Annotated in this window: 7 protein-coding genes; 6 read left to right on the top strand and 1 reads right to left on the bottom strand. The window is 71.7% G+C overall.

From position 1 onward, the window contains the following. The first annotated feature begins 349 nt into the window (after positions 1-349). The 3 genes from OOZ19_RS14665 (at position 350) to idi (ending at position 3,811) form a co-directional block, all read left to right on the top strand. The gene (locus OOZ19_RS14665) at positions 350-2,353 is read left to right on the top strand and encodes an N-acetylmuramoyl-L-alanine amidase (RefSeq protein WP_266090654.1); all 2,004 of its coding nucleotides are present in this window, start codon (positions 350-352) and stop codon (positions 2,351-2,353) included. Positions 2,354-2,597: 244 nt separating this feature from the next. Beyond that, positions 2,598-2,933: a hypothetical protein gene (locus OOZ19_RS14670; protein WP_266090655.1), complete on the top strand. Its 336-nt coding sequence runs from the start codon at positions 2,598-2,600 to the stop codon at positions 2,931-2,933. Between the two features lie 287 nt (positions 2,934-3,220). After that, complete coding sequence (gene idi, locus OOZ19_RS14675) at positions 3,221-3,811, top strand: isopentenyl-diphosphate Delta-isomerase (protein ID WP_266090656.1); 591 nt, start codon at positions 3,221-3,223, stop codon at positions 3,809-3,811. A 361-nt stretch (positions 3,812-4,172) separates the two neighbouring features. Here idi and OOZ19_RS14680 read toward each other — a convergent pair whose 3' ends face one another. Continuing rightward, positions 4,173-6,995 carry a helix-turn-helix transcriptional regulator gene (locus tag OOZ19_RS14680; RefSeq protein WP_266090657.1) on the bottom strand — a complete coding sequence of 941 codons (2,823 nt, stop codon included), beginning with the start codon at positions 6,993-6,995 and terminating at the stop codon, positions 4,173-4,175. Positions 6,996-7,220: 225 nt separating this feature from the next. On the opposite strand from OOZ19_RS14680, the gene OOZ19_RS14685 reads away from it, so the two are divergent. From OOZ19_RS14685 to mycP, 3 genes are all read left to right on the top strand, one after another. After that, the gene (locus OOZ19_RS14685; protein WP_266090658.1) at positions 7,221-10,007 is read left to right on the top strand and encodes an AAA family ATPase; all 2,787 of its coding nucleotides are present in this window, start codon (positions 7,221-7,223) and stop codon (positions 10,005-10,007) included. 296 nt (positions 10,008-10,303) lie between these two features. Further along, the gene (locus OOZ19_RS14690; protein ID WP_266090659.1) at positions 10,304-13,486 is read left to right on the top strand and encodes a hypothetical protein; all 3,183 of its coding nucleotides are present in this window, start codon (positions 10,304-10,306) and stop codon (positions 13,484-13,486) included. After that, positions 13,483-14,793 carry a type VII secretion-associated serine protease mycosin gene (mycP, locus tag OOZ19_RS14695; RefSeq protein WP_266090660.1) on the top strand — a complete coding sequence of 437 codons (1,311 nt, stop codon included), beginning with the start codon at positions 13,483-13,485 and terminating at the stop codon, positions 14,791-14,793. Before OOZ19_RS14690 ends, mycP begins: the two co-directional genes overlap by 4 nt. Positions 14,794-14,875 lie beyond the last annotated feature (82 nt).

The following is a 14,875-nucleotide window of genomic DNA, read 5'->3' on the forward strand; positions in this document are numbered from 1 at the left end:
GTGCGAATGCGCTGGTCTCCGGAGGCGGCGGCTCGGTGTTTTCCGGCGAGGGTTTTCCCTGGGAATCTCCCTGCATTGCCATCGGTGTCGCCGAGATGTGATCCCGTGGTGATCGGGTTGCGCGTGTCCGAAGGTGGCAATCCGGTGCGCGCTGGGTGCTCTTTCGTACCTGAAATCGCGGGAATTGCGAGAAATCTCTGCAGGCTTCGGCCATTCTTTCTGTGCGGCCTCTGCTTCGCCGCGGTGCACGACGGGGACATCGCACACCTCCCCGGGGCGCTCTCGAACCGGCGTTGCCCAGTGCGCGTGGTGTGCCGCGCACTCGCAACCGAGAATCGCGAGGTACACCTTGATCACTGGAAGACGCCGCTACCCGCGGTCGGTGGCGGTGACGGCGCTCGCCGCCGGGCTGCTGGCCGCTACGACCCAACCCGCGTTCGGGGAGACGCAGACGCCGGAGTTACCGGAAACGGTGCAGCAGCGCGCCTTCGAATCCGCCGCCGAGGAATTCGGCGTGCCTGCTCCGCTGCTCATGGCGGTCTCCTTCCAGCTCACGAGGTGGGAGGGCCACCGCGGTGAGCAGAGCAAGGCCGGCGGCTACGGTCCCATGCATCTGACCGATGTGGATCCCGAGCAGCTGCGCGCCGCGAATCCCAAGCTGATCCGGCTTGCCGACAGCCCGAGCCTGCACACCTTGGATGAGGCCGCGGAACTCGCAGGTCTTGATCCGGAACAGGTCAAGGGGGATCTGACGCGGAACATCCGGGCCGGTGCCGCGCTGCTGGCCGAACGCGCCGAGCGATTCGGCGGCGGTGAGCCGCCGACCGAGATCGGCGCTTGGTACCCGGCGGTCGCCGAGCTCAGCGGCAGCCCGAAGGCCAGCGGTGCTCGATCGTTCGCCGACGACGTCTACGACGTGCTCGGACAGGGCCGGAAGCGGACCACCTCCACCGGGCAGCGGCTCGCGTTCGCCAAGGTCACCGACGTGGTACCGGACCGATCGCTCGCCGGTGCCCACGTCGGGGACGCGGACGAGCAGCAGGCCGCCCCGGACGGCCAGGCGTCCGCTGCGGAGCCGAGCTCCGGTCAGGAACAGGCCACGAGCGAGGCGCCCACCGAGTCGCAGGACGAGCCCCGGGCGGAATGCCCGGACGGTTCGGATTGCCGTTACATCCCGGCCGCCTACGCCCCCACCGACCCGCAGGACCCCAGCGGCGGCTACGGCAACTACGACACCGCGAACCGCCCGGAGGACGTTCGCATCGACTCGATCGTCCTGCACAACACGGAGTTGTCGTACCAGGCGACGATCTCGGCCTTCCAGAACCCGGCCACCGGGAGCGCGGCGCACTACGTGGTGCGTTCCTCGGACGGGCAGATCACGCAGATGGTCCCCACCAAGGACATACCGTGGCAGGCGGGGAGCTGGGACCGCAACGTCCGCTCCATCGGCATCGAGCACGAGGGCTGGGCCGCCGAAGGGGGCACCTGGTACACGGAGCAGATGTACAGCTCATCGGCGGAGCTGGTGCGGTACCTCGCGGAGAAGTACGACATTCCGCTGGACCGCGAGCACATCCTCGGCCACGACGAGGTCACTGCCGAGAGCCCGGCGAAAGCAGGTCTTGAGCACTACGATCCCGGCCCGTTCTGGGACTGGGCGCACTACATGAATTTGCTGGAAGCCCCGCTGGACGACGACACCGGCGGCGACCGGGTGGTCACGATCTTCCCGAACTTCGAGACCAACCGGCCCGAGGTGCGCAGCTGCCCGCCGGACGAGGAGTGCGAGGTGCTGCCCGAGCAGGGCGCGAACTTCCTGCACCTGCGCACCGAGCCGCGCGACGACGCGCCGCTGCTGACCTCGCCGGTGGTCCACCCGGATGGCGCGCCCGGCAGCACCCGGATCGAGGACTGGGGCAACAAGGCGGCCACCGGCAGGCAGTACGCGGTGGCGGAGCGATCCGGTGATTGGCTGGCGATCTGGTTCGACGGGAAGAAGGCGTGGCTGCGCGACCCGGACGGCAAGAACACGGCACCGGCCGAGGACGCGGAGCTGGTGCGGCCGGTGCGGGATCAGATCCCGACCTACGGCCGTGCGGTGCCGGACGCCGCGGAGTACCCGGAGGGGACCGAGGCCCCCGAGCTGGAAGCGTTGCCGTACAAGGTTCCGGCAGGGCAGGTCTACGTAGCCGGGCCGGACGCCAAGGCGCAGGACTACTACGTGGTCTACGACGAGCTCGAGAACCCGAAGAACCACACGGTCGTCAAGGGAACCGACGTGTACGTCTCGATCTCGTACAACCACCGATGGGTTTATGTGAGGAAATCGGATTTGCAGTCCGTCTCCTGAGCCCTCGTGGTGCTGAGCCGGCCGGTCGCCTTCCGAAGCGATTTCGGGATGCCCTCGTCCGGCGAGGGTTATCCCTCCGGATGGAAGTTCCTCCTTAATCGTCCGGGATTTTTGGTTTAATGGTGGAACAGCGCCGAAATGGTGTGCATCTTATTTCTACGGAGGGGTTTTCTTGAGGATTGCGAATTCGATGCGGCGGGCCGCGGTGGCTCTCGGGGCGACCGGTCTGATCAGTGGTGCCCTGATGGCGGGCACGGTGGCCACGGCTTCGGCGTCGACGGTCCCGGACGGGCAGGTTCAGATTTGCGCGCAGGGTGACTACGCGGCCTACGTGGACATCCATCCCGTCGAGCTCGGTGGCGGAATGACGAGCCCTGGCTTCATGAGCACCGTCCAGAAACCCGGCAGCTGCTGGCAGAGCAAGGTCAACACCTCCGGTGCGACCGCGCCGGTCGACGTGTGGGGCATCCGTGCCGACGGTTCGAAATTCCACGTCGGTGCGAGCTCGTTCAACAGCAAGACGGGCCTGGGGCTCGGCGCGCAGGGCACGGCGGCTGCTCCTTCGATGGCGCAGTGGTGATCCGTTCGGCAGGTCGGTCGGTCTGACCGGCATCGCGGTCGCGGGCAGGGCTTCGGCTCCGCCCGCGGCCGTTCTGCGTTGGTGCGCAGACCTGACGTCGGGGAAGGTGAGTCGTTCGCGGCAGCTGCTTCCGCGTCGCGCGCCGCGGCGGCTCGGCGGCCCGGCCTCGATCGGCAAACTCGGCTCCGCGCTGGGCCACTCGGGCGAGTGGCTGAGATGAGTGGTCGGCTCCGCCGGTGTCGAGGTGGCATGATCGAGTTTAGCGTCGGCGAGAAGGAGGAAGAGCGATGGAGCAAGTGGTTCTGCTCGACGAGGAAGGACGGTCCCTGGGTGTCACTGACAAGGCGACCGTCCACCACGAGAACACGCCGCTGCATTTGGCCTTCTCCTGCTACGTGTTCAACCCTCGCGGCGAACTGCTGCTCACGCAGCGAGCGCTGAGCAAGCCGACTTGGCCGGGCGTGTGGACGAACACCTGCTGCGGGCACCCCGCGCCGGGCGAGACCCCGCGCGACGCGGTGCTGCGCAGGCTCGCCGATGAGCTCGGCGCCGAGGTGGGGCACGTCGATCTGGTGCTGCCGAAGTTCCGCTATCGCGCGGTGATGGGCAACGGCGTGGTGGAGAACGAGATGTGCCCGGTGTTCCGGGCGATCGCCGAGGTCACCACCGATCCGAATCCGGCGGAGGTGGAGGCGGTGCACTGGACGCCGTGGACGTCGTTGATCGCGGACGTGGCGGCCGGGTCGGCCGAAATCTCGCCGTGGTCGAAGTTGCAGATCGCCGAGCTCACCAAGCTCGGGCCGGATCCGGCGGCGTGGCCGGTCGGTAACGCGGCGGACCTGCCGCCTGCCGCGCGGGAGCCGATCGACGCGGCGTGAGCCCCGTTCGATCAGGGGGCCTGCGCGGCTCGGCGGGTTGACAACGTCGGCCGCGCCAACGACACCCCGGCAGGCAGGACCGAATCGGCGAGCGATGCCTGGCCAGCGTCGAGGAGATGGCCGATCAGGGTGTCGCCGAAGCTGCGCCCGTCGGCGGGTGAGCCGCTGGCGCTGTTCGGGCAACGGCATGGGTGCCTCGGTCGCGTTCGAGGTGGCGCGGCGGCTGGAAGCCGAGGGGACCCCGCCGCGCGCTGTTCATCTCCGGCATCGCACTGGCCCGCCGAGTTCAAGCGCGCCATCGCAGGCGCCCGCCGGAGGGAGCCAGGCGCGCGGCGCCGCCCACCGGCGAGCAGGAGCCGGCCTACTCCCCGAGCCTGCCTTCGAGGGACGCCGTCGCGAGCTCGACCCGGGAGCGGCAGCCCGTCCTGGCGAACAAGCGGGTGAGCCGGCTCTCCACCGTCTTCTCGCTGACCTGGATCGCCATCGCGATCTGCCGGTTGGTGTAGCCGTCGCTGACCAGGCGCACGATGCGGCTCTCGGTGCTGGAGATGAGCTGCTGCTTGCTGCGGGTGCGCGGCGGTGCGATCCCGCGCTCGCGCATCAGCTCCTGCGCGCCGAAGCGCAGCTCGGTCCAGTTGAGCCGACGCGCCATCGCATGCGCTTCGTACAGCGACGCCTTCGGCTCCTCCGAGAGCTCGGCCAGCAGCAGGTGCAGCGCCGCGAGCTGCGGGACGTCCTGGCGCCGCCGCGCGATCTCCATGGCGCGCTCGGCGGGTTCGGCGGCGCCGCGCAGTTCGGCCTGGGCCATCAGGACGGCGGCGGAGCTGGTCTCCGACCGCAGTCGCCGGTCCAGCTCGACCAGTTCGTCGAGCAGGTCCGCGGCCTCCTGGGTGCGACCTTCCCGGAGGGTCAGCGAGAACAACCGGTGCAGCAGGTGCTCCATCCCGGCGGGCGAGATCCGGTCCCGGTGCTGCTCGTATTCCTGGCGCGCGGCGCTCAGCGCTTCTTCGCGCGCCCCCGCACGGTAGCCGACCCCGAGCCGCACCCACGAGATGAGGTGCCCGCCCGCGATGTTCTGCGAGGTGTCCTGCAGCCATTCCTCCGCGCGCCGGTGCTCCCCGCGGCACGAGCAGATCTCGGCGGCGATGGCGCGGGCGAGGAAGCGGGCCGGGGTGCGCTGCGGGGAGAGCTCCGCCTCCATCCGGCGCGCGGCCGACAGCGCGACGTCCCACTCGCCCTCCCGGTAGGCGCGCAGGATCTCCTGGTAGTACAGGACGCTTCCCCGGGAGGGGAGGCGGTACTCATCGCCGAGCACGATCTCCAGCGCGGTGGCGTGGTCGGTCATGGCACCGGCTTCGCGCAGCCGGTCGGGCGCTTGGTCGACGGGCTGCTGCGCGCGGTCCAGCCACAACGACCAGGCCCGCTGGAAGGTGTCCGAGTCGCTGCCCGCCGCGTGCAGCAGCATCAGCACCTCGGGCAGCTCAGGCAGGTCCTGCGGCTCCGCTTCGCGGGCCGGGTCACCGTGGCCGAACAGCGAGTTGAACCTCTCCGCGGCTTCGTCGAACCGGCCGTCGCGGACCGCCGCGGCGAACTCCTGGAGCTCGGTGTCGAAGGCCGTGCTGCCGCTGAGCGCCTTGAACAGCCGGGCGGGTTCCTGCGCCGGGTTCGACTGCTCGTCCTGCAGCAGCGTCGTCAACCAGCAGAGCCCGACCGCCACCAGCAGGGTGCGGCGCAGCCGCTTGGCCTGGTCGTTCTGGTTGGTGCCGACGATCAGGGCGGGGACGAGCAGCCCGATGTCCTTGGTGAGCTCGTCGTACTGGCCCAGGGTGGCACGCAGGCGCAGCAGTTCTTCCAGCAGCGGCGGCCACCGGTCGTCGTCCTCGGAGAGCTGCTCGAGCGCCGCTTTGTACCAGGCGGCGGCGCATTCCGGGTCCGCGTCCGCCATCCGGTCGGCTTCCTCGATGAGCACCCCGATGGCGGACGAGCTCCCGTCCAGGCTTTGTCCGATGTGGACGAGGTGGGAGGCGAGGCGGGGGCGGTCGACCTTCCCGTTGCGCTCCAGCTTGGCCAGCATCTGCCGGGCGAGCGCGGTGTGCAGCGCACGGGCCCGTTCCTCGCCGGAGCGGCGGCGCAGCGTCGCGGCCAACGCGGGGACGGCGAACCGCAGCTTGCCGAATTCGCCGATCTCCAGGATGCCTTCGTCCACCAGCGAGTCCAGGCCGCGCCCGGCGCCGTCCAGGTTGATCGCGGCGGCGGCCGTCAGCATCGGCAGCTCGTCCACGGACACTTCGTCCTGCAGCGCGAGCAACACCGCGAGCCGTTCGGTGTCGTCGCCGTCGGCGATGATGTCGCGGACCAGGTGGTGCGACTCCGGCAGCGGGATGGCTTCGTCCAGCGGCGACAGGCAGAAGTGCTGGTCGATGAGCACCAGCCGGCCCCGGGCCAGCAGGTCGTCCAATGTGGACACGATGGTGGACGGATTTCCGCGCAGCGGCCCGAGAGCGGTGCGCAGCGCCTCCGGCACGGTGTGGTCCAGCTTGGCCCGGCCGTGCGTCGAGCACCAGCGCTTGAGCAGCGCGTCGATCTCCTGCTCGTCGAGCGGCTGGAGGTCGACGACCTTGTCCGCGAACGGGGCGACCTGCGCGTGCCCGGAGTCCGGGTGCGACTCGGCGCGGGTGGCGACCACCACGGCGCAGCCGACGGCGCGGAGCCGCTGCGCCAGCAAGGAGAGGACGGATCCGGTTTCGGCGCCGGCGCGGTCGGCGTCGTCGAGCACGATCACGGAGCGTCCACTGGAGGCGGCGCCGCCGAAGACGCGCGCGAGCTCGTGCACCAGCGGCAGGGCGGCCCGGATCGGTGCCTTCTCCAGATCGGTCCGCAGCCGCGACGCGGTCGCCAGCGCGTCCAGCAGCACGCCGTGCCGCCCGGCCTCGAGTTGGAGGCGCGCGGCGTCGAGCAGCGCGTCGATCACCTGCGGGGTGCCGCCGCCGGGATCGACGGCGATGAAGCACACGTGCAGGTCGCAGCTGCGCCAGCTCTCCGCGAGCGACTCGAGCAGCGTCGTCTTGCCTTCACCTGCGCCGCCGCGCACCAGCACCAGCGTTCCGTCGGCGCTGCGGCACGCGTCGTCGACTTCGGCCAGCTGATCTCTTCGGCTGGACAGCGTTGAACGTTCCCGCGCCATGGGATCCTCTCCGGTTCGCCTACTGGCGGTGCTACATCGTCGAGGTGTTTTGATACTTTTGTGCTAGCAGAGGATCAAATGCTCAAGCGTGAACACGCTAAGTGACCTTAGTCATCGATTCTTCGCTGTCGCGCTAGTAAGAGTGTCGCCCGTTAAGGTGAATGTATAGCACACCGTTACTACGTGGCTTAGGCGCCAGTGATCGAGCCGAGCGGAGGAGTCACTGTGGCGGCATATACCTCGGCCGGATCAGCGTCGACCGGCGAACCAGGTGGAGAACTGCTCTTCCGCGACGACCTGCTGGCCGAGTCCTCCTCGGTCGGCGGCGCCGGAGCGGCGCCCGTGACGTTGCTCGTGGGCGAATCCGGAGCGGGTAGCAGTGCGGTCCTGACAGCGGTGGGTGAGCGGTTGCGAAGCTCCGGCTGCCGGCTCGTGCGCCTCACCGCGGCGAAGCAGGACCGCCGCACCGCCTACGGCGCGCTCTACCGCCTGCTCTCGGAAATCGACCGGACCGCGCCGCCCGACCAGGAGCGCGCGGCGCTGCTCGGGCTGGTCGCGAAGCTGGGCCGGGGCGCCAGCCCCGAATCGCTGCGCGCCGCGGTCGAGCAGGTGGCGGTGTTGATCCGCAACGTCGTCCGGCACCTGCTGCCGGTGGCGGTGCTGGTGGACGAGGCGCAATGGCTCGACCACGGGACCGCCTCGGTGCTGGAACCGCTGGTCCGGCGACTCGCGGGGGCCCGGTTTTCGCTGGTGCTCACCGCCCGCGCCGATCCGGATTCGGCGGTGCTGGAACCGGTGTGGAATCGATTGTCGACCCAAGGGTTGCTGAGAACTCTGCCAGTTCGGACATTCACGAAATGGCAGAGCGGACAATTCCTCGCAAAGGCAATCGTCGCGAAACCCGATGTTCACCTGGTGGATGAGTTGCACCGGCTCAGCGGCGGACGTCCCGCGATGCTGCTCGCCGCCGTCGACGCCCATCGGCGGGCCGGAGCGCTGGTGATCGCCGACCACAACGCCTACCTCCGGCGCAGCCTCGGCGCCGAGCTGCCCGTCGACGGGTCCCGGCTGCTGGCTCCGCTGCGCAAGGCCGGGGACGTGCCGTGGGCGGTCGCCAAGGCGATGAGCCTGCTCGCCCCGCTCGGCCCCCAGGCCGTGGACCTGATCGCCGAGGCCGGTGGGCTCAGCGCGGACGCGGTGCACGACGCGCTGGCCACGCTGGTGAAGCACCGCTTCCTGACCCGCCGCGGTTCCGGCTGGCGGTTCCGGGTGCCGCTGATCGCCACCGCGCTCGAGCGCGCGCTCGGCCCCTACGAGCACCGCAAGCTCGCCGCCGCGGCCGTGACCGCGATCTGGAGCGGCACCGCCCACAGCGAGGACCCCACCTACCTGCCGAACCGGATGACCGCCGCGGGGTCCCTCGTGGACACCCGGCGCTCCGGCGAAGAGCTCATGAAGCACGCCGGGACGTGGTTGCTGGACCCGGACGTGGACGCCGCGCGCTGGCTGCGGGCGGTCGCCGAGCGGGTGGACGACCCGGCGCTGCGGACCGAGGCGCTGCGCATGCACATCACCGCCAGCATCGTGCGCGACGACCTGCCGGAGCTGCTGCGGACCTCGCGGACACTGGTCCGCCACCACGCGCACGAGCTCTCCCCGCAGATCCTCCCCGGCATCGTGCTCGCCTACCTGATGGTGCTGGCCGCGATGGACGAGCGCGTCGAGCTCGGCCGGATCGCCGAAGGCGAGCAGCCGGTCCCTGGCGGCACCGGGCAGCAGCTCGTCGCCCGGGCGTTCGCGTCGGGGTGGATGGGGAACTGGGTCGAGGGTCGGCGGCTGCTCGACGGCAACGCCGCCGAGTTCGCCGACGAGGAGCCGGTGCTCGTGCAGCAGGCCGAGATCTACCGCACCGGTGCCGCGGTGATGCAGGGCGACAACGCGGACCTGTTCCGCTTCGTCGCGGAGTTCGCCGCGTCCCCGCACGAGTCCGAGAACTTGACGCAGTGGGCGGAAGCGGCCCGGCACCAGGTGAACCTGCTGCTGGCGATCGGCGAGGTGCGCGAAGCCCGGCAGCTGATGCACCGGTGCGGTCTGCCGGAGCACCTGCTCACGCTGCCCGACCGCTTCCTGCTGGACCACAGCCGCGGCGAGTGGCGCAGCGCGATGGACATCGCCCGCCGCTGCATGTCCTCGCCCATCCACACCGTCCGCCCGTTCGGCTGGGCGACGATGCACGCCATCGCCGCCCAGGTGCACATCGACTCGGGGATGCTCGGCCGAGCCCGGCAGCTCATCGAGATCGGCAAGGACGGGCCGTTCGGCTACATGTTCCACTTCACCGAGTCGCTGGTGCGCCACGCGCTCGGCGAGCTGCGCGCCTCCCACGAGCACCTGCGGGCGGCGGTGCGCGGAGCCGACGCCGCGGAGTTCCTCTTCGGCACCGAGGTGGTGCTGGCCGAACTCGCCCACCGGGCGAAGGTCCTCGGTGAAACCGACGAGGCCGCGACCGCGCTGAACCGGTTGGAGAAGCTGGCCACGCGGCTCGGCACGGGCCGCGCCGAGCTCGCCATGCTGCTGACCCGCGCTCGGCTGGGCTCAGACGAGTCGGCCGCCTGCGCGGCCGTCGCGCTCGCCCGCGAACGGGAGGAGCCGTACGAGATGGCGGTGACCTTCAGCAAGCTCGCCAGCGGCGGGTACCGTCCGGTGGAGCTGCTGCCAGAGGCGTACCGGCTGACGGGCGGGCTCGACGCGCTGCTGCTGCGCGCCCGGCTGCGCCACGTCATGCGCCAGAACGGCGTGCCGGTGCCGGACCGCAGCGCGACCACGTCGGAGAACGAGCGCCTGCTGGCGGTGCTGGTGGCGGAGGGGTTGACCAACCGCCAGCTCGCGACGGTCTTCGCGACGACGGAGAAGAGCGTCGAGGGGCGGCTCACCCGCATGTTCGCCCGGATCGGCTACCGGTCCAGGGTGGAGCTCGCCGCGGCGATGCTGACCGGAGATTTCGGTGGCTGACCCGGAGCGGATGTCCGTTTCATTCCGATCGGTTCCGCTGATCTGCCCTTCGCGGCCCGAGCGCCGCTTCCGGGGTGCGCCGCGAGGCGGCCCCGGAGCGGGTGCGCCGCTCGATCTGAGCAGCGGAAACGGATCGAAGCCGGATGTGTCCTGGGGGGTGGGATCGCAGGTGAGGGAATCCCCCGAGAACCCACAACTTCGGACCGCCCTGCAAAGTGGGGCCGGTGGCCCCCGCGATACTCGATCGCTGAGGTGTCGCATCGAGTCGCGTACCAATGTGCTCGACGGGAGTGGAGATGCAGCAAGGTTCGGCAAGTCGGTCGCTCGGCTCGCTGGTCGCGGAATGGTGCGGGGCGCACGTCCTCGTGCGATGCGAGGGCGAAGAGCCTGCTGAGCGCGCCTTCTTGGCGCACCTGCCGTCCGCGGCGAACGAGCTGTTCCTGTCCGCTTCGCGGGGCGCGTGCGCCGACCCGGAGCTGCTCGGGGCGATCCCGGGGCTGCTGCGGCCGCTGCTGCGCGCCGCCGCGGCCGTGCCGCACGCGCTGTGGCTCGGTGTCAGCGGTGTGGCCGGTCGCGCCGAGGAGCTGAACAGGCTCGCGGTCGACCTGGAACTCGACGTGGTGGCACCGGACGGTGCGGTCTCGGGCGAATCCGGGACGAGCGTGCACGCGGGCCGGGTCAGCGGCGGCACCGGCTGGTACCTGTTCCGGCCGGGCAGCCGTCCTTGGCTGTTCAGCACGCGGTACCCGATCCCGGCATGGGAGCGGTGGGTGCCGATCCAGCCGGTCGCGAACCCCCGCCTGCTGGTCGATCCGGTGCCTGCGGGCCTGCTCGTCCGGGCCCCGCGGAGCTCGTGGGCCGAGGTGCGCCGCGCCGCCTTGAAGGTGCCGGTGAGCGGCAAGGTCCCCAAGATCGTGATCGCGGGCGGCCCGCTGCCCGCACCGGCGGAAGTGGCGCAGCTCGTCCAAGCGCTGCCGGAGTTCGTCCGCGCCTCCGCCGTGCTGGTCCCGGTGGCGGCACTGGCGGCTCGGCACGAGTGGCTGGTGGAACTAGCCTCGCGGCTCGGCAGGCCCGTCGTGTTCAGCGCCGGTGCCGAGTTCGCCGACGGGGAGCGCAGGCAGCCGGTCGCCGCGGTGCTGGACCAGGGCGGCGACGAGGTCTTCCGCCCGTTCGCCGGCGCGCTGCGCCAGCCGAACAACGGCGGCGACCAGCAGGTCGTGGACATCGCCGAGCCGCCCGCGGGCTGGCAGCGGTGCGGTCAGCGCACCTACCGCCCGACGCAAGGCCCGACGGTGTTCGCCGAGGTGGTCCCGTCCGGTCTCGCGCTGCGCGATGAGCAAGGAGCTCCGCCGGTCGTCTCGCTGACCACGGCGGGCGCGTTCGATCCGGCGCGCTGGATCCTGCACCTCGTGCCGGTCGACGGGAAGCTGTCGTCCGAGGTGCTAGGCGGCATGGCGGACCTGCTGGACGGACTCGACGCGAGCAGGCGCGCCGCGGCGAGCATCCGGGTGTGGAGCCCGCTCGATCCGGAGTCCGCCGAGGCGGTCGATTCCGTCGTCGAGCGGACCGGCGTTCCGGTGAGCATCAACGGAAAGCCCGCCGAGTACTCGGGGCGGAGCGCGGACTCGGCGCAGGGCCCGGAGGCGGAGGCCGCGCGAACGGACCTGCCCGCCGAACCGGACGGCGCCGTCCCCCCGGCGTCCGCCGGGGCGGTGCCCTCCTCGCTGCGAGCCGGTCCACCGGCCGGAGCCGTCACGTCCTCGCCGGGAGCCGTTCCGCCACCGGGGGCCGTTCCGCCCGCCGGTGCCGTGCCTTTCCCGCCGGGAGCCCTCCCGCCCGCTGGCGTGGTTCCGCCCGCCGGGATCGTTCCCCCTGCCGGGCTCGTTCCCCCTGCGGGTGCCGTTCCGCCTGCCGGTGCCGTTCCGCCTGCCGGTGTGGTTCCGCCGTCAGCCGGGGCCGTGCCGCCGCCTCCCGGCGCCGTCCCGCCCGCCGATGCCGCGCCGGATGAGCGGACTCCGGGAGCACCCGCCGCCGGACCAACCGCGGAACCCGCCCCGGTCCCCGGCCCCGCCGAGGCACCTGCCGCGGGGCAGGGCGGTGCCGTGCCACAACCCGGGCCGGACGCGCCCGACGAGGCGGAGGCCGCGACGCCGCCCGCCGAGCGGACCCCGCCACCGCCGTCGATCGCGGGTCCGATCGCGACCGTGTCGGCCGCGCCGGTGCCCACGATGTCCGGCATGCCGCAGCGTTCGACCATCGGCGAAGCCGAGCACGAACCCCCCCGCGAAGCGGCGGCCGATCGGCCGGACCGGGTGGCCGACGAGCTCCCCCCGCCCGCACCGGACCCGGGATCCCCGGAGTCGCCCGCTCCGCCTGCCGAAGCGGACGACCAGGCCAAGCCGGACGAGGAGCCGCAGCTCGCGCCCGAGGTGGACGCCGAGGCGGACCCCGAGGCCGAGCCAGCGGAGACGACCGAACCCGAGGCCGAATCCGAACCCGAGGCGGACGCCGAAGGCGACGACCAGCCCGGGGACGACATCGAGACGCCCGACGGCGAGACCGGGGAGGCGGGTGAGTCCGCGGAGAGCGCGGCCAAACCCGCGGTCGCGTTGCGGGACCTGCCGGATCGGTCGAGCACCAGCGGCGAGCAGAACCGGTTCACCACCGCCGCGGGGCCGTCGTTCTCCGATGCGCTGGCGACGGTGAACGCCGCCATGGCCTCGTGGCCCGCGCTCCGGCACGACGATTCGGCCGGCGCGAAGGCCGACTTCGTGGCGGTGTGCCTGTACCTCGGTCGCGGCGAGGGCGGCGCGGAACAGGTCAACGAGGCCATCCGCGGCGGCGTGCAGCCGGAGCTCGACGGGCACCTGCCGTGCCTCGTCTCCGGGATCCGCCGGTTGCCCACGCACCGGCGGCCGGTGTTGCGCCAGGGCGTCGTGCCGGACTCGGCGGAGGAGAACTCGACGCCGGGAACGCTGTTCGTGGAGCCCGGTTTCCTGAGCGCCAGCATGAACCTGGACGTGACCGTGCCCGGCGCGCACGTCGACGTGCTCATCTGGCCGCACCGCGCCCGCCGCACCTCCGAGCTGGTGCTGAACCGGCCGGTCGACGAAGTGGTGTTCCTCGCCGGGACGCGGTTCAAGACGCTGGCGGTGCGCGAGCTCGGCGAGCAGGAGGAGGACGACCGGGACGAGGATTCCCCGGCACCGCCCAAGATGGCGGTGCTGTTCCGGGAGCTGGCTCCCGACGAACGGGCCACGGGGACCGAACTCGACGACCGCGACCTCGCGGCGCTGAGCAAGCTCGACCGCGCACTGACCCGCCGACAGCGCGGCACGCTGCGGGTGGTGGAGGATTCCGACGCGATGAGCCGGTTGACCAGCTCCATGGTCGAGGCCGACGAGGCGAGCGCCGGGGCTCCGCCGGATGACCGGCGCGATTCGCTGATCACGACAGGAGGACAGGTGGGGCACCCGTGACCGGTCGGGCAGGGATGAGGTCGGCCGCGGCTGTCGTGCTGGCCGCCGCGTTCGTCGCCGCGTCGGCGGCACCGGCCGCGGCGCAATCCGCGGTCCCGTCGATGCCGGCCGGTGAGCAGCCGTGCATCCAGCCGCCGACGACGACCTACGAGCAGGAACCCTGGGCGCAGCAGATCCTCGCACCCGACCAGGCCTGGGACCTGACCCGCGGCGCCGGGGTCACCGTCGCCGTGGTGGACACCGGGGTGGACGCCGAGGTGCCCCAGCTGTCGGCGCCGGGAGCGGTGCTGCCCGGCGCGAGCGTGATCGAGGGTGACTCCGGGCCCGCCAACGACGACTGCTTCGGGCACGGAACCTTCGTGGCGGGCATCATCGCGGCCGATCCGGTGCCAGGGACGAATTTCGCCGGTGTCGCGCCGGACGCCACGATCCTGCCGGTGCGGGTCGCGACCGGCTTGGAGGAGGAGACCGGCGACACGTTCTCGCCGGACGCGCTGGCGGAGGGCATCCGCAGGGCGGTGGACCTCGGTGCCGACGTCGTCAACGTCTCCGCTAGCACCAGCTTCCCGAACGAGCAGCTCGCTTCGGTGATCCGGTACGCCGCCGAGCGGGACGTGGTGGTGGTCGCCTCGGCGGCCAACGGGGCGCAGGAGGGCGACCCGGTGACGTACCCGGCCTCGTACCCCGGCGTGATCGCGGTGGGCGCGGTCGACGTCGCGGGGGCGCACGCGAGCTTCTCGCAGACGGGTCCGTTCCTGTCGGTGGTCGCGCCGGGCGTCGACGTGATCAGCCTCGGCCCGAACGGCCCGGGGCACTGGCAGGGCAGCGGGACCAGCTACGCGGCGCCGTTCGTCGCGGGGACCGCCGCGCTGATCCGCTCGTACTACCCGCACCTGACCGCGCCGCAGATCAAGCAGCGCCTGGAGATCACCGCCAACCACCCGCCGACCCAGCTGCCCGACCCGGCGTTGGGCTGGGGCACGGTGAACGTGACCGCGGCCGTGGCGTCGGTGGTCAACGGCGAGGGCAGCGACGGCTCGATCGTCGTGCCGCGGTCCCCGGCCGCCGCGTACGTGGAACCCCCGGACGAGATCGGCCCGATGCTCGCCACCGTGTTCACGATCATGGCGGCGGTGGGGATCGCGCTGGCCGTGCTCACCGTGCGGCTGTCCACGTCCGGTCACCGCAGGGGGTGGCAGGCCGCCCGCACGATGCGCGTGATCACCAAGGAGAAGGCCCCGGAAGCCGAGCAGGAGCAACCGGAGGAGCCGTCGGAACCTGCCGCCGGTCCCGCGCTGACGCCATGATCAGGCCAGTTCCCCGGCCGAGCGGGGGCGTCCGCCGGGCGTGTTCGGCGATCGCCGCCCCGAGCCGTCCTCGGCTTCGCGA

Source organism: Saccharopolyspora sp. NFXS83 (assembly GCF_026241095.1).
Taxonomy (GTDB): Bacteria; Actinomycetota; Actinomycetes; order Mycobacteriales; family Pseudonocardiaceae; genus Saccharopolyspora_C.

Excerpts from the sequence above, each read along its gene's own strand:
- OOZ19_RS14670 (WP_266090655.1), top strand. The coding sequence starts at position 2,598 with ATGGCGGGCACGGTGGCCACGGCTTCGGCGTCGACGGTCCCGGACGGG.
- OOZ19_RS14690 (WP_266090659.1), top strand. The coding sequence starts at position 10,304 with ATGCAGCAAGGTTCGGCAAGTCGGTCGCTCGGCTCGCTGGTCGCGGAA.
- idi (WP_266090656.1), top strand. The coding sequence starts at position 3,221 with ATGGAGCAAGTGGTTCTGCTCGACGAGGAAGGACGGTCCCTGGGTGTC.
- OOZ19_RS14680 (WP_266090657.1), bottom strand. The coding sequence starts at position 6,995 with ATGGCGCGGGAACGTTCAACGCTGTCCAGCCGAAGAGATCAGCTGGCC.